This is a genomic window from Enterococcus sp. DJ147D b, from assembly GCF_058216655.1.
This window is the reverse complement of the sequence record NZ_CM177104.1, coordinates 1920588-1946266: the sequence shown is the minus strand read 5'-3', so window position 1 is coordinate 1946266 and position 25679 is coordinate 1920588. Positions and strand designations below refer to the sequence as shown.

Annotated in this window: 22 protein-coding genes; 19 read left to right on the top strand and 3 right to left on the bottom strand. The window is 37.8% G+C overall.

Features of this window, described 5'->3' with window-relative positions:
* Window positions 1–287: 287 nt before the first annotated feature.
* Together rnjA and AC4BD1_RS09160 are read right to left on the bottom strand one after the other, a co-directional pair.
* Window positions 288–1970, bottom strand: a complete 1683-nt coding sequence (gene rnjA, locus AC4BD1_RS09165) for a ribonuclease J1 (RefSeq protein ID WP_206907553.1) — start codon at window positions 1968–1970, stop codon at window positions 288–290.
* Between the two features lies 1 nt (window position 1971).
* Window positions 1972–2184: a DNA-directed RNA polymerase subunit epsilon gene (locus AC4BD1_RS09160; RefSeq protein ID WP_067480254.1), complete on the bottom strand. Its 213-nt coding sequence runs from the start codon at window positions 2182–2184 to the stop codon at window positions 1972–1974.
* A 383-nt stretch (window positions 2185–2567) separates the two neighbouring features.
* Here AC4BD1_RS09160 and efrA point away from each other — a divergent pair, with 383 nt between their 5' ends.
* The 10 genes from efrA (at window position 2568) to AC4BD1_RS09110 (ending at window position 14294) form a co-directional block, all read left to right on the top strand.
* Window positions 2568–4298 carry a multidrug efflux ABC transporter subunit EfrA gene (efrA, locus tag AC4BD1_RS09155; RefSeq protein WP_206907551.1) on the top strand — a complete coding sequence of 577 codons (1731 nt, stop codon included), beginning with the start codon at window positions 2568–2570 and terminating at the stop codon, window positions 4296–4298.
* Window positions 4295–6055, top strand: coding sequence for a multidrug efflux ABC transporter subunit EfrB (efrB, locus tag AC4BD1_RS09150; RefSeq protein ID WP_490466346.1), 1761 nt, complete (start codon window positions 4295–4297; stop codon window positions 6053–6055). Before efrA ends, efrB begins: the two co-directional genes overlap by 4 nt.
* Window positions 6056–6160: 105 nt before the next feature.
* On the top strand, window positions 6161–6334 hold the full coding sequence (locus AC4BD1_RS09145) for a hypothetical protein (protein ID WP_430733289.1): 174 nt from the start codon (window positions 6161–6163) through the stop codon (window positions 6332–6334).
* A gap of 136 nt (window positions 6335–6470) precedes the next feature.
* On the top strand, window positions 6471–6959 hold the full coding sequence (locus tag AC4BD1_RS09140; RefSeq protein WP_206907547.1) for a gamma carbonic anhydrase family protein: 489 nt from the start codon (window positions 6471–6473) through the stop codon (window positions 6957–6959).
* Between the two features lie 229 nt (window positions 6960–7188).
* Window positions 7189–8163 carry an AraC family transcriptional regulator gene (locus AC4BD1_RS09135; protein WP_206907545.1) on the top strand — a complete coding sequence of 325 codons (975 nt, stop codon included), beginning with the start codon at window positions 7189–7191 and terminating at the stop codon, window positions 8161–8163.
* Between the two features lie 142 nt (window positions 8164–8305).
* A complete protein-coding gene (locus AC4BD1_RS09130; protein ID WP_490466345.1) occupies window positions 8306–9619 on the top strand; it encodes an MFS transporter in 1314 nt (437 codons plus the stop codon).
* 25 nt (window positions 9620–9644) lie between these two features.
* On the top strand, window positions 9645–11231 hold the full coding sequence (locus tag AC4BD1_RS09125) for an alpha-L-rhamnosidase-related protein (protein ID WP_206907540.1): 1587 nt from the start codon (window positions 9645–9647) through the stop codon (window positions 11229–11231).
* A gap of 112 nt (window positions 11232–11343) precedes the next feature.
* A complete protein-coding gene (locus AC4BD1_RS09120) occupies window positions 11344–12732 on the top strand; it encodes an MFS transporter (RefSeq protein ID WP_490485509.1) in 1389 nt (462 codons plus the stop codon).
* 210 nt (window positions 12733–12942) lie between these two features.
* Complete coding sequence (gene nfsA, locus AC4BD1_RS09115; protein ID WP_490485508.1) at window positions 12943–13683, top strand: oxygen-insensitive NADPH nitroreductase; 741 nt, start codon at window positions 12943–12945, stop codon at window positions 13681–13683.
* A 32-nt stretch (window positions 13684–13715) separates the two neighbouring features.
* Window positions 13716–14294: a TetR/AcrR family transcriptional regulator gene (locus AC4BD1_RS09110; RefSeq protein WP_490485507.1), complete on the top strand. Its 579-nt coding sequence runs from the start codon at window positions 13716–13718 to the stop codon at window positions 14292–14294.
* A 259-nt stretch (window positions 14295–14553) separates the two neighbouring features.
* Here the strand turns inward: AC4BD1_RS09110 and clpP are convergent, their stop codons facing one another.
* The gene (clpP, locus tag AC4BD1_RS09105; RefSeq protein ID WP_067480270.1) at window positions 14554–15147 is read right to left on the bottom strand and encodes an ATP-dependent Clp endopeptidase proteolytic subunit ClpP; all 594 of its coding nucleotides are present in this window, start codon (window positions 15145–15147) and stop codon (window positions 14554–14556) included.
* Window positions 15148–15330: 183 nt separating this feature from the next.
* Between clpP and AC4BD1_RS09100 the strand changes: the two genes are divergently transcribed.
* The 9 genes from AC4BD1_RS09100 to AC4BD1_RS09060 all read left to right on the top strand — a co-directional run bounded on the left by AC4BD1_RS09100 (window position 15331) and on the right by AC4BD1_RS09060 (window position 25420).
* On the top strand, window positions 15331–15858 hold the full coding sequence (locus AC4BD1_RS09100) for a hypothetical protein (protein WP_206899630.1): 528 nt from the start codon (window positions 15331–15333) through the stop codon (window positions 15856–15858).
* A gap of 280 nt (window positions 15859–16138) precedes the next feature.
* Window positions 16139–16870, top strand: a complete 732-nt coding sequence (locus AC4BD1_RS09095; RefSeq protein WP_206907532.1) for a glycerophosphodiester phosphodiesterase — start codon at window positions 16139–16141, stop codon at window positions 16868–16870.
* Between the two features lie 7 nt (window positions 16871–16877).
* Entirely contained in the window at window positions 16878–17807 is a 930-nt protein-coding gene (gene miaA, locus AC4BD1_RS09090) for a tRNA (adenosine(37)-N6)-dimethylallyltransferase MiaA (RefSeq protein ID WP_490466341.1), read from the top strand.
* A complete protein-coding gene (gene hflX, locus AC4BD1_RS09085) occupies window positions 17804–19057 on the top strand; it encodes a GTPase HflX (protein ID WP_490466340.1) in 1254 nt (417 codons plus the stop codon). Before miaA ends, hflX begins: the two co-directional genes overlap by 4 nt.
* Window positions 19041–20294, top strand: a complete 1254-nt coding sequence (locus AC4BD1_RS09080; RefSeq protein WP_206907527.1) for a methionine gamma-lyase family protein — start codon at window positions 19041–19043, stop codon at window positions 20292–20294. The genes hflX and AC4BD1_RS09080 overlap by 17 nt, the downstream gene beginning before the upstream one ends.
* A 160-nt stretch (window positions 20295–20454) precedes the next feature.
* Entirely contained in the window at window positions 20455–20847 is a 393-nt protein-coding gene (locus tag AC4BD1_RS09075; RefSeq protein WP_067480287.1) for a MerR family transcriptional regulator, read from the top strand.
* Window positions 20848–20887: 40 nt separating this feature from the next.
* A complete protein-coding gene (gene glnA / locus AC4BD1_RS09070; RefSeq protein WP_206907525.1) occupies window positions 20888–22228 on the top strand; it encodes a type I glutamate--ammonia ligase in 1341 nt (446 codons plus the stop codon).
* 373 nt (window positions 22229–22601) lie between these two features.
* Window positions 22602–24212: a CTP synthase gene (pyrG, locus tag AC4BD1_RS09065; protein WP_490466338.1), complete on the top strand. Its 1611-nt coding sequence runs from the start codon at window positions 22602–22604 to the stop codon at window positions 24210–24212.
* A 338-nt stretch (window positions 24213–24550) separates the two neighbouring features.
* Entirely contained in the window at window positions 24551–25420 is an 870-nt protein-coding gene (locus AC4BD1_RS09060; RefSeq protein WP_206899643.1) for a class II fructose-bisphosphate aldolase, read from the top strand.
* Window positions 25421–25679: the final 259 nt, after the last annotated feature.

The window sequence follows — 25679 nt, the reverse complement described above, 5'->3', positions numbered from 1 at the left end:
TAACTGCACTTGATGTGGTTACTGTCTTTTTTATCTATACTTAATAGGGAATCACTACGGAAGACAAGAGCGTCTTTTATTAAGAGAAAAACTCCTAATGAAACAAAAGAATAATTATAAATAGATATATTCAGAAATAGCTAAACAATTTGAAAGTCACAAACTAATTTCTGATCTTTCTGATAGTTGAGTCATTTTGAAAACAAAAAAACACCGTGTTACCTCATTATCAAATGCAGCAACAGCGGTGTTTTGTTCTTATTTATTTTGTGGGAATAGTCCAAAGATTATTCATCCACATCAGGAGTCATAATCATCGGTAAAATCATTGGATGTCTTTCTGTACGATCAAACAAGAAAGGTTGTAATGCACTAGTCATTGCTTCTTTTAGTTTATGCTCTGAGCAATCAGGTGCGTTCAAGCATTCTCTTAAGGCGTGGAATAAAATTCGTTGTGCTTCGTTGATCATCTCACCAGATTCCCGCATATAAACGAAGCCACGTGATAAGATATCTGGACCAGCCAAAATTTCTTTTTTCTTGATATCAACTGTAGCAACAGCTAATACAAGTCCTTCTTGAGATAAGGTGTGGCGATCACGCAAGACAACATTACCGATATCACCGATTCCGCTACCGTCAATATAGACATCGCCAGAAATAAAGTGTCCAGCTGGTCGAGCAGAGTCTGCAGTCAATGCTAAGACATCACCATTTTCCATAATAAAACAGTTTTCAGCAGGAACACCTACATCTTGTGCTAAGGAAGCATGGATTTTTAACATTCGAAATTCACCATGAACGGGAATGAAATATTTTGGCTTGATTAAACGCAACATCAATTTTTGTTCTTCTTGGCCACCATGACCAGAAGTGTGGATGTTGTTGATTTTTCCGTGAATAACTTCAGCACCAGCTTCGGACAGTAAATTGATCAAGTGATTGACACTTGTTGTATTTCCTGGAATTGGTGAGCTTGAAAAAATCACGGTATCATCTGGTTGGATTTGAATCTGACGGTGAGTTCCATTCGCGATACGACTAAGAGCAGCCATTGGTTCACCTTGAGAACCAGTACATAAAATCATTGTTTCGTTTGCAGGTAAACGATTGATCTCATGCGCATCGACAAATGTACCCTCAGGAACGTTGATGTAGCCTAGACGTTGGCCATTAACGATTGCATTTTCCATACTACGACCAAAGACCGCAATTTTTCGTCCAGTTGCAACTGCGGCATCTGCGGCTTGTTGTAAACGAAAGATATTTGAAGCAAAGCTGGCAAAAATAATACGTCCTTCAATTTTCTCAAAGATTTTTAAAATTGACATGCCAATCGTTTTTTCTGACTTCGTAAAAGTTGGTATTTCAGCATTTGTACTATCAGATAGTAAACATAGAACGCCTTCTTCACCAATACGTGCCATCTTGTGCAAGTTAGCTGGTTCGCCAACGGGGGTAAAATCAAATTTGAAGTCACCTGTTGCAACGATATTTCCTGATGGTGTTTTAACCACAACACCTAAAGCATCTGGAATACTATGGGTTGTACGGAAAAAGCTAACGGATGTTTTTCTAAAACGGATAACCGTATCTTCATTGATTTCGTGAAGCTCAGCATCACGAAGCAAGCCATGTTCATCCAATTTATTTGTGATCAAAGCTAATGCAAGAGGCCCAGCGTAAATAGGAATATTTACTTGCTTCAAAAGATAAGGAATACCACCGATATGATCTTCATGTCCGTGAGTGATCACAAGGGCCTTTACTTTGTGTATGTTTTGAACGATGTAGCTGTAGTCAGGAATCACATAGTCAATTCCAAGTAAATCATCTTCTGGGAATTTAATTCCAGCATCAATAAGGATGATTTCATCTTGAAATTGTACCCCATACGTGTTTTTCCCGATTTCACCTAATCCACCAATTGCAAAGACGCCTGTCTCATTATTTTTGATGGAAAGTTTCATCTTAAAACTCCACTAAAGTAAATTGAACGTTCTCTTTTTCGTATTCTAGGTGATTTCCTTCTAGAAGTTGAACGAACTCAATATTGTATGGGGTATTTTCTTCGACGCGTTGACGTGCTTCGACATCATCTTTCGCATCAATGTAAAGAACTTGTGTTTCTTCCCGTTTTGGGTTACGGATTTTTGATTCTTGATAGTAAACTTTGTAAATCATTTATTTTGTCTCCTTTATCTGCATATGCAGGAATTTAGCTAGTTGATTTTTTAGACAACACAAAACGAGTGGGCAAGCCACCTGAATTTTGATATGCTTTGACTCAAATTAATTATTTGGATCAAAGAGACAAGCCTCGCTTTGCTTGTTCTGTTCGGAATTTTTTTCAACCGTACCTTTGTATAAAAAATTATACAATAATTACTTGTTATTCTAGCACAAATTGGGGAATAAGTATAGAAATCAACAACAGAGTCTTAAAAAAATGTTGGGGATTTATTTCCAATATTTTTTTGAACGAGAAGTGTTCTAATAAGGATTTTAGTGTGCTATCATGGGTTTTAATGGCAAAAAAATGAAATTTTTAAAAGGGAGATGAGAAAGTGAAGTTAATGTGGCACTACACAATGAGGTATAAGAAATTTTTACTTTTCAATTTTATTTGTGTATTTGGATTTATCCTCATTGAATTAGGTTTACCAACAATTTTGGCACGAATGATCGACTTTGGGATATTACAAGATGATTTTGATTACGTTAAACAACAAGGAATCGTCATGATCGTGATTACCGTCATCGGAATTATTTTAAATATTCTTTTAGGCTATTTTGGCTCAAGAATCACGACAAATATCGTTGCGGATATTCGCGATGACTTATTTGAAAAAATTCAAAGTTATTCGCATCAAGAGTATGAAAATTTAGGTGTTTCTTCTTTGATTACGCGTACAACGAATGATGCGTATCAAATCATGCTGTTTTTACAAAATATTTTACGAATTGGTTTTATGACACCGATGATGTTTGCAGTTAGTTTATATATGGTTGTTCGGACAAGTGCAAGATTAGGGCTTTATGTAGTTGGTGCGCTCCCTTTCTTACTACTTGCTGTGATAGCAATTGCAAAAGTTTCTGAACCATTATCCAAAAAGCAACAAAAAAACTTAGATAAAATCAACAGCATATTAAGAGAAAATTTATCTGGCCTGCGTGTCATTCGCGCTTTTGTGAATGAAAAATTTGAAGAAAAACGCTTTGGCGAAGTTAATGAAAATTATGCTTCAAGCTCAAAAAGTTTATTTCGTTTGATGGCAGTCGCGCAACCAGGTTTTTATTTCTTATTTAATATTGTCATGGTTTTGATTATTTGGAGTGGGACACTACAAATTGATGCCGGAGCATTAAAAGTCGGGGACTTGATTGCATTTATCGAATATATTTTTCATGCACTCTTCTCATTTATGCTTTTTGCAAGTGTCTTTATGATGTATCCAAGAGCAGCTGTTTCGGCTTCACGTATCCAAGAAGCCTTAGATGCACAGCCTGAGATCTCAGAAAATCCTGACGGGGTTTCAGAAACAAAAACAAAAGGATTTGTTGAGTTTAAGGATGTAACATTTGCTTATCCTGGTCATGCACAAGAACCAGTCATTCGCAATGTAAGTTTTACCGCATCACCCGGTGAGACGGTTGCATTTATCGGAAGTACGGGGAGTGGTAAGTCAACTTTGATCCAATTGATCCCGCGTTTTTATGACGTGAGTGAAGGGGAAATTTTGATTGATGGTGTAGATGTACGCGACTATCGTTTAAGTGCTTTACGTGACAAAATCGGTTTTATTCCGCAAAAAGCATTACTATTCACTGGAACTATTGCAGAAAATCTTCGTTACGGAAAAGAAGATGCGACAGATGAAGAAATGAAAGCAGCAGCAGATATTGCACAAGCGACTGACTTTATTTCTCGTAAACCAGATGGATTTAATGAACATCTTTCAGAAGGGGGTTCAAACTTTTCTGGTGGTCAAAAGCAACGGTTAGCCATTGCCCGCGCAATTATCCGCCGACCAGAAATTTATATTTTTGACGATAGTTTCTCTGCTTTGGATTACCAAACAGATGCAAAACTTCGTGCTCGCTTGAAGAAAGAAACAACGGAATCAACTGTTTTGATTGTGGCACAACGTGTTGGAACGATTATGCACGCAGACAAAATCGTTGTGCTGAACGAAGGGGAAGTTGTGGGAATGGGTACGCACCGTGAATTACTGGAAACTTGCCCAATCTATTACGATATTGCCGCCTCTCAACTATCGAAGGAGGAATTAGCATGAAACAGACATTTTCTTCTTTAAAAAGACTGGCACATTATATTAATCCGTATAAAACAACTTTTATTTTGGTCCTTTTATTTACTGTCTTAACGGTTGCTTTCAATGCAGCCCTTCCTTACGTGACAGGGTTGCCAACAACGGAAATCAGTCGAAATTTAGCAAATAATGAACCAATCAACTTTTCTTATATTATCCAATGCTTGATTTGGATCACGATTGTCGGAATCGGTTACTGTGTTTCACAATTGTTGTCAGGGGTGCTGATGACGAATGTGGTGCAAAGTGCAATGCAAGATTTGCGTCGTGATATTGAAGAAAAGATCAATCGTTTGCCAGTATCTTATTTTGATAAAAATCAACAAGGAAATATTTTATCTCGGGTAACAAATGATGTGGATGCTGTGAGTGGCGCATTACAACAAGCGTTTATTGGCATTGTTAATGCCATACTTGCAATTGCAATGGCTGCAGTAATGATGTTTTACATTCAACCAATCATGGCACTCATCTCGATGATCATGATTCCAGCTTCTATTTGGATTTCTAAAAAAATTGTGAATGTATCGCAAAAAGATTTCCAAAATATGCAAAATTCACTTGGTGATTTGAATGGATATGTCCAAGAAAATATGACAGGATTTACTGTTTTAAAAGTTTATGGACGTGAACAACAAACGCTAGACGGTTTTAAAGCTGTTAACCATCAATTAAAGTACTTTGGTTTTAAAGCGGCATTTATTTCTGGTTTAATGATGCCATTAGTTCAATTGACTGCTTATGCAACGTATATTGGCATGGCTGTCATGGGAAGTTTTTATGTTATCACTGGTGTGATCGTTGTAGGGCAACTTCAAGCGTTTATTCAATACATTTGGCAAATCAGTCAGCCGATGGGAAATATCACACAACTTTCTTCTGTGCTACAGAGTGCTTCTGCAGCAACAAAACGAGTATTTGAAATTCTTGATGAGCCAGAAGAACCATTGAATGAAGTCGATGCGACTTTACCTGAAATTGTTGAAGGTGCGGTCACGTTTGAACATGTTGACTTTGCTTACGATCCAAGTAAACCGTTGATCCAAGACTTGAATTTTGAAGTCCAAGCAGGACAAATGGTGGCTGTAGTTGGGCCAACTGGTGCAGGGAAAACGACTTTGATCAATTTATTGATGCGTTTTTATGATGTCAATAGTGGTGCAATCAAAATTGATGGCATTGACACCAAATCCTTAAGTCGAAGCGATGTTCGTTCGCTATTTGGCATGGTATTACAAGATGCTTGGTTGTACGAAGGAACTATTGCAGACAACATTCGTTTTGGGAAGTTAGATGCCACTGATTATGAAGTCGTCGACGCGGCAAAGACAGCGAACGTCGATCACTTTATTCGCACGATGCCAGACGGATACGATATGGAAATCAATGCTGAAGGTGACAATGTTTCTCTTGGTCAAAAGCAGTTATTAACGATTGCCCGCGCAGTGATTTCTGATCCTAAAATTTTGATTTTGGATGAGGCAACAAGTTCAGTTGATACACGTCTTGAAGCTCTGATTCAAAAGGCAATGGATCGTGTCATGGAAGGGCGCACAAGTTTTGTGATCGCGCACCGATTATCGACGATTCGTGAGGCAGATTTGATTTTAGTAATGGATCAAGGATCGATTATTGAAAAAGGAACGCATGAAAGTTTACTTGCACAAGGTGGTTTTTATGAGAAACTTTACAACAGCCAATTTGCTGAAGAAGTCGAGTAACAGTTAACTGGTTAATCGGGAAATTATTCTTCAATGCGAAATTTTTGTTTTTCCAAAAACTTGGTGATACAGTTAAAGTATCAAGAAGAAACGGAGATGGAAAACATGGAACAATTTCTAAATAAACAAATCGCTGAAGCTAAAAAAGAAATCGACCGTTTAACAACACGCCGACAAGAAGAATTAGGTAATTCAATCAATTTTATCGAAAACGAAGTGCAAATCGAGCGTTTACTCGCACAAGTTGAAGCTTATGAAGTTGTCTTAGAACAACTATAGGATTCAACTCAAGTGTAAGGTTGTAACAGGAAGTCTGTAGACTTTTGTTGCAACCTTTTTTCATTGATTCTTTTCTAGTATTCACAGAAAAGTATTGCTATACTTTGAACAAAGAATGAGTGAAAGTGGGAGGCAAATGGAGAAAATATTTATTGCGCCAAATGCAACAGTAGTTGGTGATGTTACTTTAGCCAAAGATGTTACGATTTGGTACCAAGCTGTTTTGCGAGGAGATAGTAATTGGATCAAGATAGGAAAAGGAAGCAATATTCAAGATGGAACGATTATCCATGTAGATCACGATGCACCAACAGAGATTGCAGAAAATGTAACGGTCGGTCATCAATGCTTGCTTCACGGATGTAAAATTGAAAAAGGTGCACTGATTGGGATGGGCTCAACGATTTTGAATCATGCGCAGATCGGCGAAAATAGTCTGATTGGCGCAGGATCTTTGGTAACGGAAGGCAAAGTGATCCCGCCAAATGTGTTGGCATTTGGGCGACCAGCCAAAGTGATCCGTCCGTTAACGGAGGAAGAAATCCAAAAAAATCAGGCAAATATTCAGCACTATATTGAGTTAGGCAAAGACTATTTAGCAGGAAACATTTCAATCAAAGCATAATGGTATAATCCATGAAGCAAAGCCTAAAGAAAAAACTAGCGCAAGGAATTCATCACGAATACCGTAGCGCTGTTTTTTTTGCGTATGTCAAGGTACCGATAAAGAATCTGCGCTAGATAAAACCGCTGAGAAAGTGTGATGGGCGAAAACTATTTGTTATGTTATTCTACTAATGAAAAATTTCTTTACCACATCTAATCATTACTTTAATTTAGCAGGAGGAACTCAAATGAAAGATGAAGCATTGAAAGAATTGTTTCTGCAAGAAAATGAAATTGAAATTATTCAGCGCACAAAAGGCTATAATGTGAACGATCAAAATCTTCCGTTTGAAAAGGTGGACATTCCTAAAATGCCGAGCACTAATTTTTTTAAAGAAGGGAATATTTTTATCAATAAGCATCATCGTTATTCTGCTATGCCGAATCATACACATGAATTTGTCGAATTTAATTACATGCTTTCTGGTAGCTGTACCCAGTATGTGAATGAAAAAAAAGTAGTGTTGAATGAAGGCGAAATTATTTTGTTAGATAAAGAGATCGTGCAACGAATCGACCCTTTAACCACACACGATTTATTGATCAATATTTTATTAAAAGATGAGTCGATTACTACCGATATCATCATTAATATGGTCAAATCAACAGGATTGGTGAACGAGTTTTTGATGAATGCTTCAAATAAAGCAGGGAAACATGATGCTTTCATCCATTTTCATTGTGGAAAAAATGAAGAAGTTCAAAACATTCTCCACAAATTAATTGGCGAATATGTGCAAAAGAAAAGATACTATATGCGAGAAGCTAATCTGTTGCTTTCCCTTTTGTTGATCGAGTTAACTCGTGTGATTGAAGAAGAACGTTTAGATCATTACCAGCAAAAGGATGAAGAAATCATTCAGATCATGCGATATATTGAAACCAATTTTAGGTACCTCAGCTTGAAAGAGTTAGCAAATAAATTTGGTTACAATGCAAATTATATGGGCAATAAATTAAAAAAAGACACTGGACGTACATTTCAGGAGTTGATCAATTCTGCTAAGTATCAAACGGCATTAGAACTGATGAAAGAAACAGATCAAAGTATGGAAGAAATCGCTTATGAGGTTGGTTTTCATTCGTTGCCTTCTCTTTATAAATTATTTGCTAGATTCACAGATAAAACACCAAAACAAATACGAAATCAGTTGAAGAAGTGAAAAGACTTTCCTGCTTTTGCAGGAAAGTCTTTTCTGTAGTTTGGCTAAAAATATCTGGAATTAGACCATGGTTGAAAAGCCGTGATGCGCTTACAATTACCTCGTAAGCTGATCAGCTAAAAAAAGAAATGGAGTGTTTGTGTTGAATAAAAAAAGTAATTCAGTCGTCAAAGAATATTCTCCTTTAGCTACGGCTGCAGGAATTGGATCCATGCTTGGATCCGGCTGTATCGTTGGATTGTCCGCAACGATTCCAGTTTGGCAAAAAGGATTAGAACTAACAACTGGTCAAGTAGGGATTCTTTCTGGAGGATTAACGTTTGCGATTGCTTTTGGCTCAATGTTTGCCGGAAATATTACAAAAGGATTTGGATTAATTCGTTCCTTTAACTGGCTTAATCTTTTTTATGCGATTGGTGCAGCCATCTGCTTGTTTTCGACGAATTTTTTGATGTTGTTAGCTGGTGTGATTGTCATGGGCCTGTCATCTGGTGCCGATTTACCAATTAGTTTGACGGTTGTCTCACATGATGCGCCTGATGAAACAACGTCTGCGCAATTAGTTTCTTCTACTCAGATTTTTTGGCAAATTGGTGTATTTATTTCTTATATTTGTTCTTTCTTGCTTTCTGGCATCGAGGGTGTATTGGGTGCACGGATCGTGTTTGCTATTTTGTTTGGTTTTGCAATTATCACATGGCTATGGCGTACATTTTCAGCTAAATTCAAACGTTTCCATGAAGAAGGAAATGCTCGACAAGCAGTCAATAAAGCCATCACACAAGAAGGACAAGAAGTCTCATTCAAAACGGTTCTTTTTGGTGAAAACAAACGCAAATATCTCGGCTTCTTTTTCACTATTCTTACTTTTTATATCTGTTGGAATTTATTAGCCAATACGTGGGGACAATTTCAAACATATGCGTTAACAAATGCTGGTGCGAGTCAAACACAAGCTACTGGTCTAGGAATTGTCTTGAACGTTGTTTCTTTAGCAACAACGATTGTTTTCACTTCAATTGCTGGTGGAAAATATCGTAACAAAGCTTTCTTTGTTGGTGCCTTCGTTCAATTTGCAGCAATGGTCGGTATGGCTTTGCTTGGTGGTGGTGCGGGCTTCATCGCTTTGGCTATTACGATCGCCTTTTATAATTTTGGAAATCCTTTAGCAGGCGAAGCAATCTACAAGGTATGGACACAAGAATCGTTTCCGGCAGAAACCAGAGCTTCTTTGCAAGGATTCATTAACGGCTTCTCCCGTTTATGTTGTGGGCTTTTCGCCTTCGTTACACCTTACCTAGTGATGCCAGAACGGATTCAGTCTTCAATGATTGGTTTTGCTGGAATCGTCTTATTGGCGACAATTGCTGGGATTATTATGATGCGATTGCAAAAAAAATATGGAACATCAGAAAATCACGAAACTACTCTTCAAGATACAAATGTTACTGTTTGATAAAAAATAAGTGAGGAGAATGAACATGGCTTTTACTTTTCAAATAAACAACGATGTCGTTTGGGAATACGATCAAAAACTTTTGACAAAAGCAGAAGAAAATATCCCAGAATTAATGGAGACAGAAATTAAGCCGGTTAGGATCGTTGAAAAAATTCCTGCAAACCAGCGTTCAAATGACTTTTCACTACTAGAAAGTCAAAAAGATATCTTAGCATTAGAAAAGTACACATTGGGAAGAGAGGAGTCGATCATCTTGGATTTAGGCGATCATTATGTCGGACAATTTCGTATTGATATCGACTCAGTTGGTTCGCCGATGGATGCACCTTTGTATTTGCGTTTGAAATTTGCGGAAGTACCTTCTGAATTGTATGCCAATTCAGAAGACTATGATGGTTGGTTATCACGCTCATGGATTCAAGAAGAGTTCGTCCATCTTGATGTATTGCCTGCTACTCTAAAATTACCACGACGTTATAGCTGTCGTTATGTCGAATTAACTGTAATCGACACGTCACCAAAATGGCAGGCAAGTTTTCGTCATCCGCGATTTCTTGCAAAAAGTTCGGTATCAATGGAACAATTGCCAGCAAGAACAATTGAAGATGATACATTAAAGGAAATGTACAATATTTCAGTTAAGACCCTTTTTGACTGTATGCAGACAGTTTTTGAAGATGGTCCTAAACGAGATCGAAGATTATGGTTAGGGGATTTGCGCTTACAAGCGTTAGCTAACTACTATACGTTTGATGATTTGTCGTTAGTAAAACGTTGCTTGTATCTTTTTGGTGGCATGCGAACAGTGGAAGGAAAGATTCCCGCAAATGTCTTTACGGAACCTCGTTTGACACCAGATGATACGTTTTTATTTGATTACAGTCTTTTCTTTATTGCTTCACTATATGATTATGTTGAACACACGAATGATAAGAGCGTTTTAGAAGATCTTTATTTCGTGGCCAAAAATGCTGTTGATTTGGCACTGACACAAGTTGACGATGCTGGTCGTTTAGTATTAACGGAAGACTGTCCTGTCTTTGTTGACTGGTCGAATGATTTCGATAAAGCAACTGCTGGACAAGCAATCATGATCTACGTATTGAAACGATTCTTGAAATTAGCTGAACGTTCAAATGAAAGAGAAAAGCCACATTACGAAGAAGTTTTGGAAAAAATGATCCAATTCTCAACACAACATTTATTTGACCCAAAGCAAAAGCAATTCATAATTGAAAGGACAAACGAAGTAAACATTGCAAGTCAAGTGTGGATGGTGTTGGCTGAAGTATTCGACACGCCAACAAATCAAGCAATTATGCAGACAACGGTGAAAAATCATTTTCCGATAAGAGGAATTGCTACGCCTTATATGTACCATCATGTGGTGGAAGCATTATTTCTGGCGAATTGCCGCGAAGAAGCGATTCAATTGATGAAAGACTATTGGGGAAAAATGATGGACTTAGGTGCGGATACTTTTTGGGAAGCCTTTAAACCAGAAGATTTAGACTTTTCTCCTTACGGCAGCCCAATATTAAATAGCTATTGTCACGCGTGGAGTTGCACACCGGCGTATTTGATTGGAAAATATCTAGTGGAAAATTAGTCTTGCTAAAAATCATGGATCATTCTGTATATTTCTACAGGATGATCCATAGATTAATCATGTGGTGAAAGCGGTTGTAATTGCTGGTAGATCATTTTAAAGGAGTTTTATTATGGAAACGACACAAATGAATCAATTGAAAAGAAACCAATTCAACATTTGGCGACAACGGATTGGCTACGGTGTTTCTGATTTAGCCTGTAACCTTATTTGGCAAATGATTTCACTTTATCTTCTGTACTTTTATACAGATGTCATGCATTTAAATGCCGCAGCAATCAGTTTGATGTTTGTTGTTACGCGCTTTGTAGACGGGATCACCGATTTATTGGTGGGCTATTTGATCGATCATACCAATACGCGTTGGGGAAAATCACGGCCTTATTTTCTTTTCGGAACGATTCCTTTTGCGCTCTTTGCTTTTTTATGTTTCAGTGTCCCTGATTTTTCTGCCTCAGGGAAATTAGTGTATGCGTATATCACCTACTTTGGGTTATCGCTAGCATACACTTTGGTCAACGTACCAATGGCTTCAATTTTACCTAGTTTAACAAGTGATACAGAAGAAAGAACAGCGTTATCAACTTCACGAAAATTTTTTGCCTTTCTTGGTGCAACGATCGTCAGCTCTTGCGCATTCGCTTTGGTGGCCTTTTTTGGACATGGAAATGAACAAATTGGCTTCAAAATTGTCATGGGGATCTTCGGAATTATTAGTTGTCTTTTATTCTTTTTTACGTTCTTCAATGTTCGAGAATTACCAGTCCATGGGGTGAAAAATCCCTCACTTAAGACAGTTTTGACTTCGTTAAAACAGAATAAACCTTGGTTGGTCTTTGCCGTCAATATTCTTTTTATGTGGACTAGTTTCTTTATTCAATCAAGTGCGTTAGTTTATTATTTTTCTGTTGTCGTCGGCAGCAAATCACTGTCAGTTACGGTAGCAACGATTATGTCGATTGTCCCAATGTTTGCGAACTTTTTCGTCCCGCTGCTTGCTAAATTATTTGGCAAGCGAAACTTGTATCTTTTGTCTTCGGGTATCCAGTTAGTTGGTTTAATCGTGATCATGTTTGCAGCTAGTCGTATACCAGGCATTCTAGTAGGGGCTTTTATTTCAGCAATTGGTTATGGCGTGAAAGAAAGTATTTATTTTTCTATGCAAGCAGATTCAGTTGATTTTGGGGAATGGAAGACAGGGATCAATGTCTCTGGTTCTCTTTCAGCGATCAATGGCTTTTTAGGAAAAGTAGCACAGGCAATTTCTGGTGGACTAGCAAGTGGCTTGTTAGCTTGGGGAATGTATCAGCCCGGAGCAGCTGTGCAAACTGAACGAACAATTTTTGCCATCCAAGCAATGTATCTTTATGTCCCAATATTCTTGATTATTTGTTCGATAGTAACCATGCTATTTTATCATTTAGATACAATTTATCCGCAAATAAAAGCTGATTTAGAGCAAAAGAAAGTTATTGAAGCCCAAAACAAAAAAGCATCATGAGTAAGTTAAAACAAAACAGTCAGGACTTAGTTCTGACTGTTTTTTGTAATGAATAAAGCCATAAGAATAGCCTGGATAGCAAAAAGAAAACGGCGTATCGATTTAGAGTTCCTAAATTTATTTACTAACTTTTGAAAAAATGATTTTTGACTGATTGGTACAAAAATGATAAACTAAAAAAATAGTACGGAATGAAAGGAACGAATTAGTATGAATGAAACCATTGATTTATTACAAAAGCATGTTTCTGTTCGACAATTTTCAGATAAAAAAATGTCAGAGGCGCAAGTGAAAGAATTGATTCTTTCTGCTCAAGCAGCTTCCTCATCCAGTTTTTTGCAAGCATATTCGATTATCGGAATCGAAGAGGAAGAGCTCAAAAGAAAAATTGCTCGATTAGCGGGCAACCAACCATTTATTGCTGAAGGCAGTCACTTTTTTATCTTTTGCGCAGATATGCAAAGACTAAATAAATTAGCTAAAAAAAGGAATGTTGATATTCAACTGACACTCGAAGGAATAGATGCTACTTTAGTAGGGACGGTAGATGCGAGCTTAGCTGCCCAAAACATGACAATAGCAGCAGAATCAATGGGGATGGGCGTATGTTACATTGGGGGAATCCGTGACGCCATCGTAGAAATTTCTGAAATGCTGGAATTACCAGAATATGTTTTCCCGATCTTTGGATTAGTTATCGGTTATCCTAAAGTACGAAATGACTTGAAGCCTAGAATGCCGATTACAGGTATTTATCATGTCAATAAATACAATAATGAGACAGACCGAGTCGTGGATGAATATGAAGAACAAACAAAAAATTATTATGCCCATCGAACAAGTGGTGCTAAGAAACATTCTTGGGCTGAAAGTGTCTTAAGTAGTCTAAAAAGATTACCAAGAACGGAAACGAAACCTTTCCTAAATCAACAAGGCATGGCTAAAAAATAAATTTTGATCAGAAATGGTAGGTGACTCTTTTTATGACAGGAAGACCAAGAAAATGTAGCAAAGAAGAATTAATTGAAAAGGCGATGAATGAATTTTGGGCACGTGGGTATGAGGCATGTTCCACTGATCATTTGTGTCGGAAGATCGGAGTCGGTAAAGGTAGTTTTTACAACGCGTTTGAAACTAAACATGCACTATATGTTGAAACGCTGAAATATTACCATGAACTTTGGTTGGAAGAACAAATTGCGCTCTTGTCGCAGCCAATCGCGCTCAAGCAACGGTTAGAAAATTTATTGAATTGGGCAGTAGCAGTGGATTTTGGTGATCAAAGACAAGGATGCTACCTGATCAATGCAGCTATAGAACGGGGAAAAACGGATGAAGCCGTTGTTCACTGGACCAAAAAACATGTGGATGTATTAGGGCAAAAAATCCAGCTGGAAATTCAACGTAGTATAGATGAGAAGGAATTAAACACAGCTAAAACTGCAACAGAATTAACAACGATGTTTCTAACGAGTTATTATGGCTTGCGAACATTAAATGCGTCTGTTCAAAGTGAAGAAATGGCGAAAACGATCGTAGCAAATGCCATGGCAGCTTTTTGAGTGAGCATGCAATGTGTGAGTGAATCATTTTCTTGCCAGACTGTTAATAACGAATGTCACCGAAACGCTCTTATATAAAGAAAAGTAGCCCGAAAAATACGGAGCAAGAGAAATATCACTTCAGATCAAGTGTTTAGGAAAAAATTTATCTAAAAAAGAACCAGCCTTATTAACGATAAGGCTGGTTCTTTTTGTGTCTTTTCAATTATAAGAAATTCTATCACTGATCAAAGTTAAATCGTGCTGGTCTATTAGCCGTTTATTTCAAAGCAGAGTTGTTTTCCATTACTTCATCGATCAAGCCATAATCTTTTGCTTGCTGAGCAGTCATATAATTGTCACGATCAGTATCTTTTTCGATGACTTCAAGTGGTTGACCTGTACGTTCAGCTAAGATTTTGTTTAAGCGTTCACGAGTTTGTAAAATGTGGCGTGCAGCAATTTCAATTTCAGTTGCTTGACCTTGTGCGCCACCAAGTGGTTGGTGAATCATGATTTCTGCATTTGGCAAAGCAAAACGTTTGCCTTTTGTACCAGCGGTTAGTAAGAAGCTACCCATTGAAGCAGCCATCCCCATAACGATTGTTTGGACATCTGCTTTGACAAAGTTCATTGTGTCATAAATGGCCATACCTGCTGTCACAGATCCACCTGGAGAGTTGATATAAAGATAAATATCTTTTTCAGAGTCTTGAGCATCAAGGAAAAGCAATTGTGCAATGATCGAATTTGCAAGATCATCTGTTACTTGTCCACTCAACATGATGATACGGTCTTTTAATAGACGAGAATAAATATCGTAGGCTCTTTCACCACGAGATGATTGTTCGATAACTGTAGGAATTAAATTCATTCTAAATTTCCTCCTTAAAATTCTTTCAAAGTTAGTGTAACACAAAGTGTTCTTAAATACCTAAGAAGAAGTATACCTTTTTGGTCAACAAAGGTCAAATGAAAAAACTTCGACAAATTGGTCGAAGAAAGACTTCTTTATGTTATGATAAAAAGAGAACAGAAACAAGGAGGAGCAATAGATTTGGAAGTGGGAATCATAGGTTTTATCGGCGTTCTTTTGGGTGCAGTGGTTGTCTATCTTGGCATGGCAATCCAGATGCGCCATTTAGAAAATAAAGAAACACGTCGACGTGAATTAGAACTAAAGGTCAAAGAAATTGAAACGTTGAATCAATTGAATAAGAAAATCAATGAGATTTTGCAAAAACGTTCCACTCTAATGGAAGAGTATGTCAGCTTTGACGCATTTGATGACTGCTACATCACGATTGACGATTTTGCTTATTTGCAATCATATGCGACACAAAATAATTTTTATTTACCTAACTATATTTTAGATGAATTGTTCAAAACAATTGCCCATCGAAAAGTAATTCTTTCACCTGATGAAACAATGAAAGTAGGTGGATATGCGTATAAAGGTGGTCGTGTCATTTTAGAAAACTTTAGTGATAATTTGACTGAGATGATCAACGAGAAAAAACTACAATTAAAAAATCTGACGAAACAACCAATCGGTTTTTTTTCAAAAGATGACGTGTGGAGCTAACTAGAAAATCAATGAGCAGCAGAACCTTGACGAGAGTCAGGGTTCTTTTTTGTTGCAGATAGAAAATCTTTCTTAAAAGATTGGTTCAGCTTGGTATGATGGATGCGTTTAGCAACAAATTTATTTATGAGCTTTTTAAAGTAAAAAATCGAAAAAATGCGTAGCTATATATAAACAGCGAGAGTTCTTTGAAGTACTTGTTCCTTGTTCAGCTAGGGTCAGTGCTTGAGCTAGAACTTCTTCCATATGTTACAATAGTACTCGATTGGAGTGAATGAATATGGTACAGATTTACGCACATCGCGGGAGTAGCGGAACACATCCTGAAAATACATTGCCAGCATTTGCCGAAGCAGTTCGTGTTGGTTCAGATGGAATCGAGTTAGACGTTCATCTTAGTGCAGATGGCCAAATAGTTGTGATGCATGATGAAGAAGTGGATCGAACAACAAATGGTAAAGGATTACTTCGCGAAAAAACGTTGGAAGAAATCAAAAAGTTGAACGCCGGTAGTTGGTTTAGCAAAGATTTTTCTGCGGCAAAAGTGCCAACTTTAAAAGAGGTACTGAACCTTTTGCTCCAAAAAAACTACCGCGGTGTATTAATGATCGAATTAAAGACAGATAAGTATGAATATCCTCAAATTGAGGATAAAGTTTCTGCCTTGTTGCAACAGTCTTGGCCGTTTGAACATGGGTATTGCAGTTTCAACCTTGCTTCTCTAGAGCGCATGGCGAAACTAGAACCCGGTGTTCAATTAGATGTTTTAACAGGGACTTCAAAAAATAAAATCATGTACGCAAAGGAAAACGAATTTATCGAAGGTGTTCATCCCAAAAAGACTTGGTTGCAAGAACAATCTGGACAAGTAGGAATGTTTGATAAACCTATTCGACCATGGACAATCAATACAGAAGAAGAAATCAATTGGTGCTATGGACTTGGAGTGACAGGAATCATTACTGATTATCCTGAGAGAGCCATTCGCCTGAAACAATTTATGAAAAAGTAGGATGCTTATGAAAAAAGTATTAGTAATTGTTGGCCCAACGGCTGTTGGTAAAACAGCTTTGAGCATTGAATTAGCAAAAAAATTTAATGGGGAAATCATTAGTGGTGATTCCTTGCAAGTGTACCAAAAACTAGACATTGGAACAGCGAAGGTCACCAAAAAAGAAATGGCTGGCGTACCACATCATTTGATTGATGTGATCGAGCCGACGCAACGTTACTCAGTTGCTGATTTTCAGCAGTCTGCTAGACAATTGATTACTGAAATCACGGCTAGAGGTCATTTGCCAATTATTGCAGGGGGCACAGGATTGTATATTCAGTCTTTACTTTATGATTATCAATTGGGTGCTGCAGATAAGCAACAAGATGAAACCAAACTAGTTCGCCAAAAATACGAAACATTTGCTGATGAATATGGAAAAGAGGCTTTGTGGAGGATGCTTAAAGAAAAAGATCCAGAAGCTGCAGAAAAAATTCATTGGAACAATCAGCGAAAAGTTGTCCGGGCGCTGGAAGTTTTAGAAACAACTGGATTCAGCATTACTGCCCCAAAAGAACAACCAAAACAATTATACGATTATTACATGATTGGCTTGGATACCAACCGGGAGAAGCTTTATGAACGAATCAATTTACGAGTGGATCTGATGCTAAAAGCTGGTTTGGAGGATGAGGCACATTTTGTTTATCAATTAGGTGATACACAAGCAAGTCAAGGAATTGGGTACAAAGAATTTTTTCCTTATTTTAACGGACAGGGTTCTTTAGCAGAAGTCGTAGAACAAATTAAACAAAATTCCAGACGTTATGCAAAACGACAACTTACTTGGTTTAGAAATCGACTAACTGCTCAGTGGTTTGATTTAATAGAGCAGCCTGAGGAACAACAAGTAATTGAAACGGAAATTCAAAAATGGCTGGAGGAATCACAATGATTGAAGAGAAAGAAAAAGTGGTGGTTGTCGGGGTTGAAACGGAAAAAAATCAACATTATTTTGCAGAATCAATGAAAGAATTGATTCAACTGACGAAAACTGCAGCAGGAGAAGTGGTTTTTTCGCTTACACAAAAAAGACCGCAAGTTGATCGCCAAACATTGATTGGTAAAGGAAAATTAGAAGAATTAGTCCAGCAAGCAACTGCTTATGAAGCAGATTTAATCATTTTTAACCATGAGCTAACGCCACGACAAAGTCAAATCATTTCGGATACCGTAGGATTACCGGTTATCGACCGAGTACAATTGATTTTAGATATTTTTGCGATGCGCGCACGTTCAAGAGAAGGCAAACTGCAAGTAGAGCTGGCACAGCTTGAATATTTGTTGCCACGATTGGTGGGGCAAGGGAAGACTTTGTCTCGTTTAGGCGGGGGAATTGGAACAAGAGGGCCTGGTGAAACAAAACTGGAAACGGATCGTCGCCATATTCGCAACAAAATCTATGCAGTCAAACGTGAACTGAAAGAAGTTGAAGCACATCGCGAGCGTAATCGGCAACAGCGAAAAAATAATGAGATTTTTCAAATTGGTCTGATTGGTTACACGAATGCTGGAAAATCAACGATTTTAAATCTATTGACCCAAGCAGATACGTATTCAAAGGATCAGTTATTTGCAACACTTGATCCATTGACGAAAAAATGGCATTTTCCTGAAGGATTTGAAGTGACAATGACAGATACTGTTGGTTTTATTCAAGATTTGCCAACCCAGCTGATTGATGCATTTCATTCAACTTTAGAAGAAAGTCAAAATATGGATTTACTTCTACATGTCGTGGATGCTAGTGCACCTGAACGAATTTTACAGGAACAAACGGTTCTGAAATTAATGGATGAACTTAAGATGAAAGACATACCAATCTTGACCATTTATAATAAAGCAGACCAAGTTAATCGTGGGACCTTTACACCCACATTGTTCCCCAATCGTTTGATATCAGCCAAAAGTCAGTCGGGAAAACAAGAATTGACAGAAGCAATCAAACGAGAAATCATGGAACTATTGACTCCCTATACACTTTTGTTGCCAAGTGATGCAGGACAACAGCTAAGTGAAATCAAGCGACAAACCTTGGTGTTAAGTGAAGAATTTATTGAAGAAAAGAATAGCTATGAAGTCAGAGGATTTGCAAAGAGTACTTCGAAATGGATAAGGAGAATGACAGATGAGTTGGACAGCTGAGTTAGCGCCTGAATTAGTTGAAAAAATAGATGAAGTGGATCAAAAGGTTGCTAAGCGATTAGCTGAGGTTCGAGAAGTAGCATTAACGAATCAGGCAAAAGTGTTAGCAGCATTTCGAGACCAACAAGTATCAGAGACACATTTCTTGCCATCAACTGGTTATGGAAATGATGATTTAGGTCGCGATGTTCTGGAAGCTGTGTATGCTCAAGTGTTTGGAGCAGAAGCAGCGCTTGTTCGTCCCCAAATCGTTTCAGGCACACACGCAATTGCGACAGCGCTTTTTGGGGTGCTACGTCCAGGTGATGATTTACTTTATATTACAGGAACTCCTTATGATACTTTGTTGGAAGTCATCGGTGTTGCCGGCAACGGGATTGGTTCGTTTAAAGAATACGGAATTGGATATGACCATGTTGACTTGCAAGCAAATGGAGAAGTAGACTTTGAACAAGTGCGAAAAAAAATGACAAGCAAAACAAAAGTGGTTGCGATTCAACGTTCGCGAGGATATGCTACGCGTCCATCTTTTACGATTGAAAAGATCAAAGAGATGTGCACTTTTGTACATGAAATTGATCCAAATGTGGTTATTTTTGTCGATAATTGTTATGGAGAATTTGCTGAATTAATGGAGCCAACTCAAATTGGTGCGGATCTCATTGCTGGGTCATTGATCAAGAATCCTGGTGGTGGAATTGCAAAAACAGGTGGTTATATTGCTGGAAAAAAAGAGTTTGTTGAACGTGCAGCTTATCGTTTGACTACACCAGGTGTTGGTGCAGAAGGTGGCGCAATGTTGGGAAATGTTTACGATATGTTACAAGGTTTTTTCCTAGCACCACACGTAGTTAGTCAAGCGATTCAAGGTGCAGTCTTTACAGCCGCTTTATTGGAAAGTTATCAACTGCGTTCGACACCACGTTGGGACGAGCCACGAACGGATTTGATCCAATTAGTTGAAATGGAAAATGCAAAAGCCATGGTCACCTTTTGCCAAGCAATCCAAAAATTTTCACCAATCGATTCATTTGTTGCACCGATCCCCTCATACATGGCTGGATATGAAGATGATATTATTATGGCAGCAGGTACTTTTGTCCAAGGTGCGAGTATCGAATTAAGTGCTGATGGTCCTTTGAGAGAACCTTATGCTCTGTATATTCAAGGTGGATTGACCTTTGAACACGTAAAAATTGCAGTTTCTCACGCGGTGAATGCTGTTTATCATCAATAAATAATCAAATGATGCGCTTTTTCTAGCAAAGAAAGAGCTCATTTTTTTTGTACAGAAAAAAATTTTATCTTTCATGTTAGAAAACCTTACATGAATCGTTGACAAGTAAAAAATAAATTGGTACACTTTTCTCAACTTAGAAAACGAAAGGAGACGTCTGATGGGAGAAAAGGAATTACGGCGCTCAATGTCAGTTTTTCCAATTGGTACAGTTATGAAATTGACTGATTTAACTGCGAGACAGATTCGTTATTACGAAGAGCAAGAACTTGTTCATCCTGAACGTAGCGAAGGAAATCGTCGTATGTATTCGTTAAATGATATTGATACATTGTTGGAAATCAAAGATTATCTTTCGGATGGTCTGAATATGGCAGGAATCAAGCGGGTATATGAAATGGCGCAGGCGAAGAAAAAAGAAGCCAAGAAAAAACGACCATTGACCGATCATGATGTCCGTCAAATCTTTCGTGATGAAATGCTGTCACAAGGTGGACTAAGTAAAACGGGGCACTATCAGTCGCAAGGAATGCAACATCAATTCTATGACTGAATAAAATAAAAAACAAAAATGAAAGAGAAAGAGGGATACCATGGTAAAGAAACAAATCACTGGCGAAGAAATCAAACGAATTATTGAGGAAGAAAACGTACGCTTTTTACGTCTAATGTTCACAGATATTTTAGGAACAATCAAAAATGTTGAAGTTCCAGTAAGTCAAATCGACAAGGTCTTAGAAAATAAAATGATGTTTGATGGTTCTTCGATTGAAGGATTTGTTCGAATTGAAGAAAGCGATATGTATTTGTATCCAGATCTTTCAACTTGGATGATTTTCCCATGGGAAAGTGCGCATGGAAAAGTTGCACGTTTAATTTGTGATATTTACAATCCAGATGGAACACCATTTGCTGGCGACCCTCGTGGAAACTTAAAACGTGCGTTGTCAGATATGAAAGAACTTGGTTTTACCTCTTTCAATTTAGGTCCAGAACCTGAATTTTTCTTATTCAAACTTGATGAAGATGGCGGAATTACTACGACATTAAATGATAAAGGTGGTTACTTTGATTTTGCCCCAACGGATTTAGGTGAAAATTGTCGTCGTGATATCGTTTTGGAACTGGAAAGTTTAGGGTTTGAAGTCGAAGCTTCTCACCATGAAGTTGCGCCAGGACAACATGAGATTGACTTTAAATATGCAGATGTCGTAGATGCTTGTGACAATATTCAAACATTCAAACTAGTTGTCAAAACAATTGCTAGAAAACATGGCCTACACGCAACCTTCATGCCAAAACCATTATATGGAATCAATGGTTCAGGGATGCATTGTAATATGTCCTTGTTCAATGAGGACGGCAACGCTTTTTATGATAAAGATGGTGAATTAGAATTAAGCCAAACAGCTTATCACTTTTTAGGTGGATTGTTGCATCATGCGCGTGCTTACACAGCTGTTTGTAACCCAACAGTGAACTCATACAAACGCCTAGTTCCTGGATATGAAGCACCTGTTTACGTTGCATGGAGTGGACATAATCGTTCACCATTAGTTCGAGTTCCTGAATCGCGTGGTGTATCCACTCGTTTAGAATTACGTTCAGTTGATCCATCTGCAAATCCTTACTTGGCAATGGCTGTATTATTACAGGCTGGATTAGACGGTATCCGTCATGAATTGACACCACCAGACGCAGTTGACCGTAATATCTATGTGATGAATGAAGAAGAACGTGAAGCCGCACAAATCCAAGATTTACCTTCAACAATCCACAATGCAATTAAAGAATTACGTAAAGACGAAGTAATGATTGATGCACTAGGTCAACACATCTTCTCAAACTTTGTTGAAGCGAAACGCTTGGAATGGGCAGCTTTCCGTCAAACAGTTTCTGAGTGGGAAAGAGAACAATATTTAGAACTTTATTAATTCGAAAAAGCAGCAAACACAGAAGACATTCTTTTGTCTTCTGTGTTTTTTCTTTACTCCTTGTTTTTTGCTTCCCGCAAGTTTATTTTTCTAGGACAAATTAAGAAAAAAATTGTTGAAATATTCTAACTGAAGTTTTGCTATATTGTCTAGAATGCATCCAGCACCAACAATTTTTTTGAAATCGCAATCATCAAATTGATGTCTTGACTTTCGATTCTGGAGCTTGTATTATACTCCTTGGGCACCCTTTTAAAGGGTCAGAAGTTTACAGAAATTTCAGCTCCCTATTCTTGTTAGAAGAATAGGGAGCTTTCTTTATTTTTTTCTGGGACTTTTCCTGCAGATAAAACAAGAAGGAGTTTTTGAATTTATGACAAAATACATTTTTGTAACTGGCGGCGTTGTATCTTCGATTGGTAAAGGAATCGTAGCAGCTTCATTGGGTCGCTTGTTGAAAAATCGTGGCCTAAAGGTAACTATCCAAAAATTTGACCCGTACATCAATGTTGATCCAGGAACAATGAGTCCTTATCAACATGGAGAAGTATTTGTAACAGATGATGGTGCGGAAACAGACTTAGACTTAGGTCACTATGAACGTTTTATCGATATCAATTTGAACAAATACTCCAACGTTACCACAGGAAAAATCTATTCTGAAGTATTGCGTAAAGAACGTAAAGGGGAGTACCTAGGGGCAACTGTCCAAGTGATTCCACATATCACAAACGAAATCAAAGAAAAAATCATGCGTGCCGCAAAATTAACGGACTCTGATGTGATCATCACTGAAGTTGGCGGAACAGTGGGCGATATCGAATCATTACCATTTTTGGAAGCTTTGCGCCAAATGAAAGCAGATGTTGGTGCAGACAACGTAATGTATGTGCATACAACATTGATTCCTTATTTAAAAGCTGCCGGTGAAATGAAAACAAAACCAACACAGCACAGTGTGAAAGAATTACGTGGTTTGGGAATCCAACCAAATATTTTAGTTGTTCGTACGGAGCAACCTGTTTCACAAAGCGTAAAAAATAAATTAGCACAATTTTGTGACGTTGAACCAGAAGCAGTGATTGAATCACCTGATGTAGACACTTTATATTCCATTCCATTATTGTTACAAAAACAAGGAATGGATCGAATTGTTTGCGAACACTTGAAACTTGAAACACCAGAAGCAAACATGACGGAATGGAAAGAACTAGAAGAACGTGTCTTGAACTTGAAGAAAAAAGTGCGTATTGCTTTAGTTGGTAAATATGTTGAGCTACCTGATGCTTATATCTCAGTGGTAGAAGCATTGAAACATTCAGGATTTGCTTATGATGCGGATATTGAATTGGATTGGATCAAGGCACAAGAATTAACAGAAGAAAATGTTGCAGAACGCTTGAAAGATGCTGACGGAATCTTAGTTCCTGGTGGATTTGGTGACCGCGGTGTTGAAGGGAAAATTGAAGCAATCCGTTTTGCCAGAGAAAATGATATTCCATTTTTAGGTATTTGCTTGGGGATGCAAATGGCTTGCGTTGAATTTGCACGTAACGTCGTCGGTCTTCCTGACGCGGCTTCAGCTGAAACAAATCCTGATGCACAAAACAACATCATTGATTTGATGGCTGATCAAGAAAACGTTGAGAACCTTGGTGGAACACTTCGTTTGGGCTTATATCCATGTAAAATCAAAAAAGGAACGAAAACAGCAACAGCGTATGAAGAGGCAGATGTCGTTCAAGAACGTCACCGTCACCGTTATGAATTCAACAACCAATACCGTGAAATGTTTGAAGAACAAGGATTGGTCTTCTCTGGTGTTTCACCAGACAATCGCTTGGTTGAAATCGTTGAAATTCCTGAGAAGAAATTCTTTGTTGGTTGCCAATTCCATCCAGAGTTGATTTCACGACCAAATCGTCCACAAAAACTTATTAAAGCATTTGTTGGTGCTGCGTTAACTGATCGCGAATCAAAATAAAAAACAGATCAAACAGAGTAGCTTTTATAAACTACTCTGTTTTTTTGCGGAAAGAGTCGGAAGTAGGGATTAAGTGAAGCAAATGAGGATTTATGAAAAAAGAATGATTTTTTCTATTTGTTCTTTTGTTATTAAATGGGGAAGAAAAACATAATAAAACGGTATTTTTGTCTAGTTATGATCTGTGATTGTGTTTCTTTTTTACAAAAAACTTGTTGAAAATTTTCATTTTCGGTGATTTTAGTAGAAAAGTACCACAATGTTTGGTAAAATAAGGTCGTTGGTTAAGAATTGTCTTAACAAATTTAGTTTTTACAAAACTTAGGAGGAATTTTATTATGCCAGTAGTATCAGGAGCTGAATTTTTAAAAGCTGCTCGTAAAGGCGGTTACGCTGTCGGCGGATTCAACACAAACAACTTAGAATGGACTCAAGCTATTCTTGAAGCAGCTGAAGCTAAACAAGCACCAGTACTTATCCAAACTTCAATGGGTGCAGCTAAATACATGGGTGGTTACAAAGTATGTAAAGATTTAATCACTGATTTAGTTGAAGCAATGAACATCACTGTTCCAGTTGCTATCCATTTAGACCATGGTGACTACGATGCAGCTTTAGAATGTATCGAAATCGGCTATACTTCAGTTATGTTCGATGGTTCTCATTTACCATTCGAAGAAAACTTGAAATTAGCTAAAGACGTTGTTGAAAGAGCTCACGCTAAAGGAATCTCTGTAGAATGTGAAGTTGGTTCAATCGGCGGAGAAGAAGACGGAATCATCGGTAACGGCGAATTAGCTGACATTGAAGAATGTAAACAAATGGTTGCTACAGGTATCGACTACTTAGCATGTGGTATCGGTAACATCCACGGTCAATACCCAGAAAACTGGAACGGATTAGCATTTGATCACTTACAAGCAATCGCTGATGCTGTAGGTCCAGATATGCCTTTAGTATTACACGGCGGATCAGGTATTCCTCAAGACCAAATCGAAAAAGCTATCTCAATGGGTATCTCAAAAGTGAATGTTAATACTGAATTCCAATTATCATTTGCTGCTGCTACTCGTGAATATATCGAAGCTGGTAAAGACCGCGAAGGTAAAGGATTTGACCCTCGTAAATTATTAGCACCAGGTAAAGCTGCAATCGTTAAAGATGCAGAATCTCATATTGACTGGTTCGGTTCAGCAAACAAAGCTTAATTACTTCCTTTGTTGACTGATGAAAAGGGTGAGACAAAACAGATTTGTTTTGTCTCACCCTTTTTTTGTCTGCTAAAAATGTTTGTTTCTCCAGATTTGACAATGAAGAGCTGATGTCAGAGAAAGTTTTTCAATTGATTAAAAGCTAAAGCTAGATTCATCTAAAAGGTCTCAGCTTTTTTTGACTTGCTTAGCAAAAGAACTGGAGAGTTTTGTTGTCGATCATTTGAAAAAATCCCTTACTTGATTTGCTAGCTAT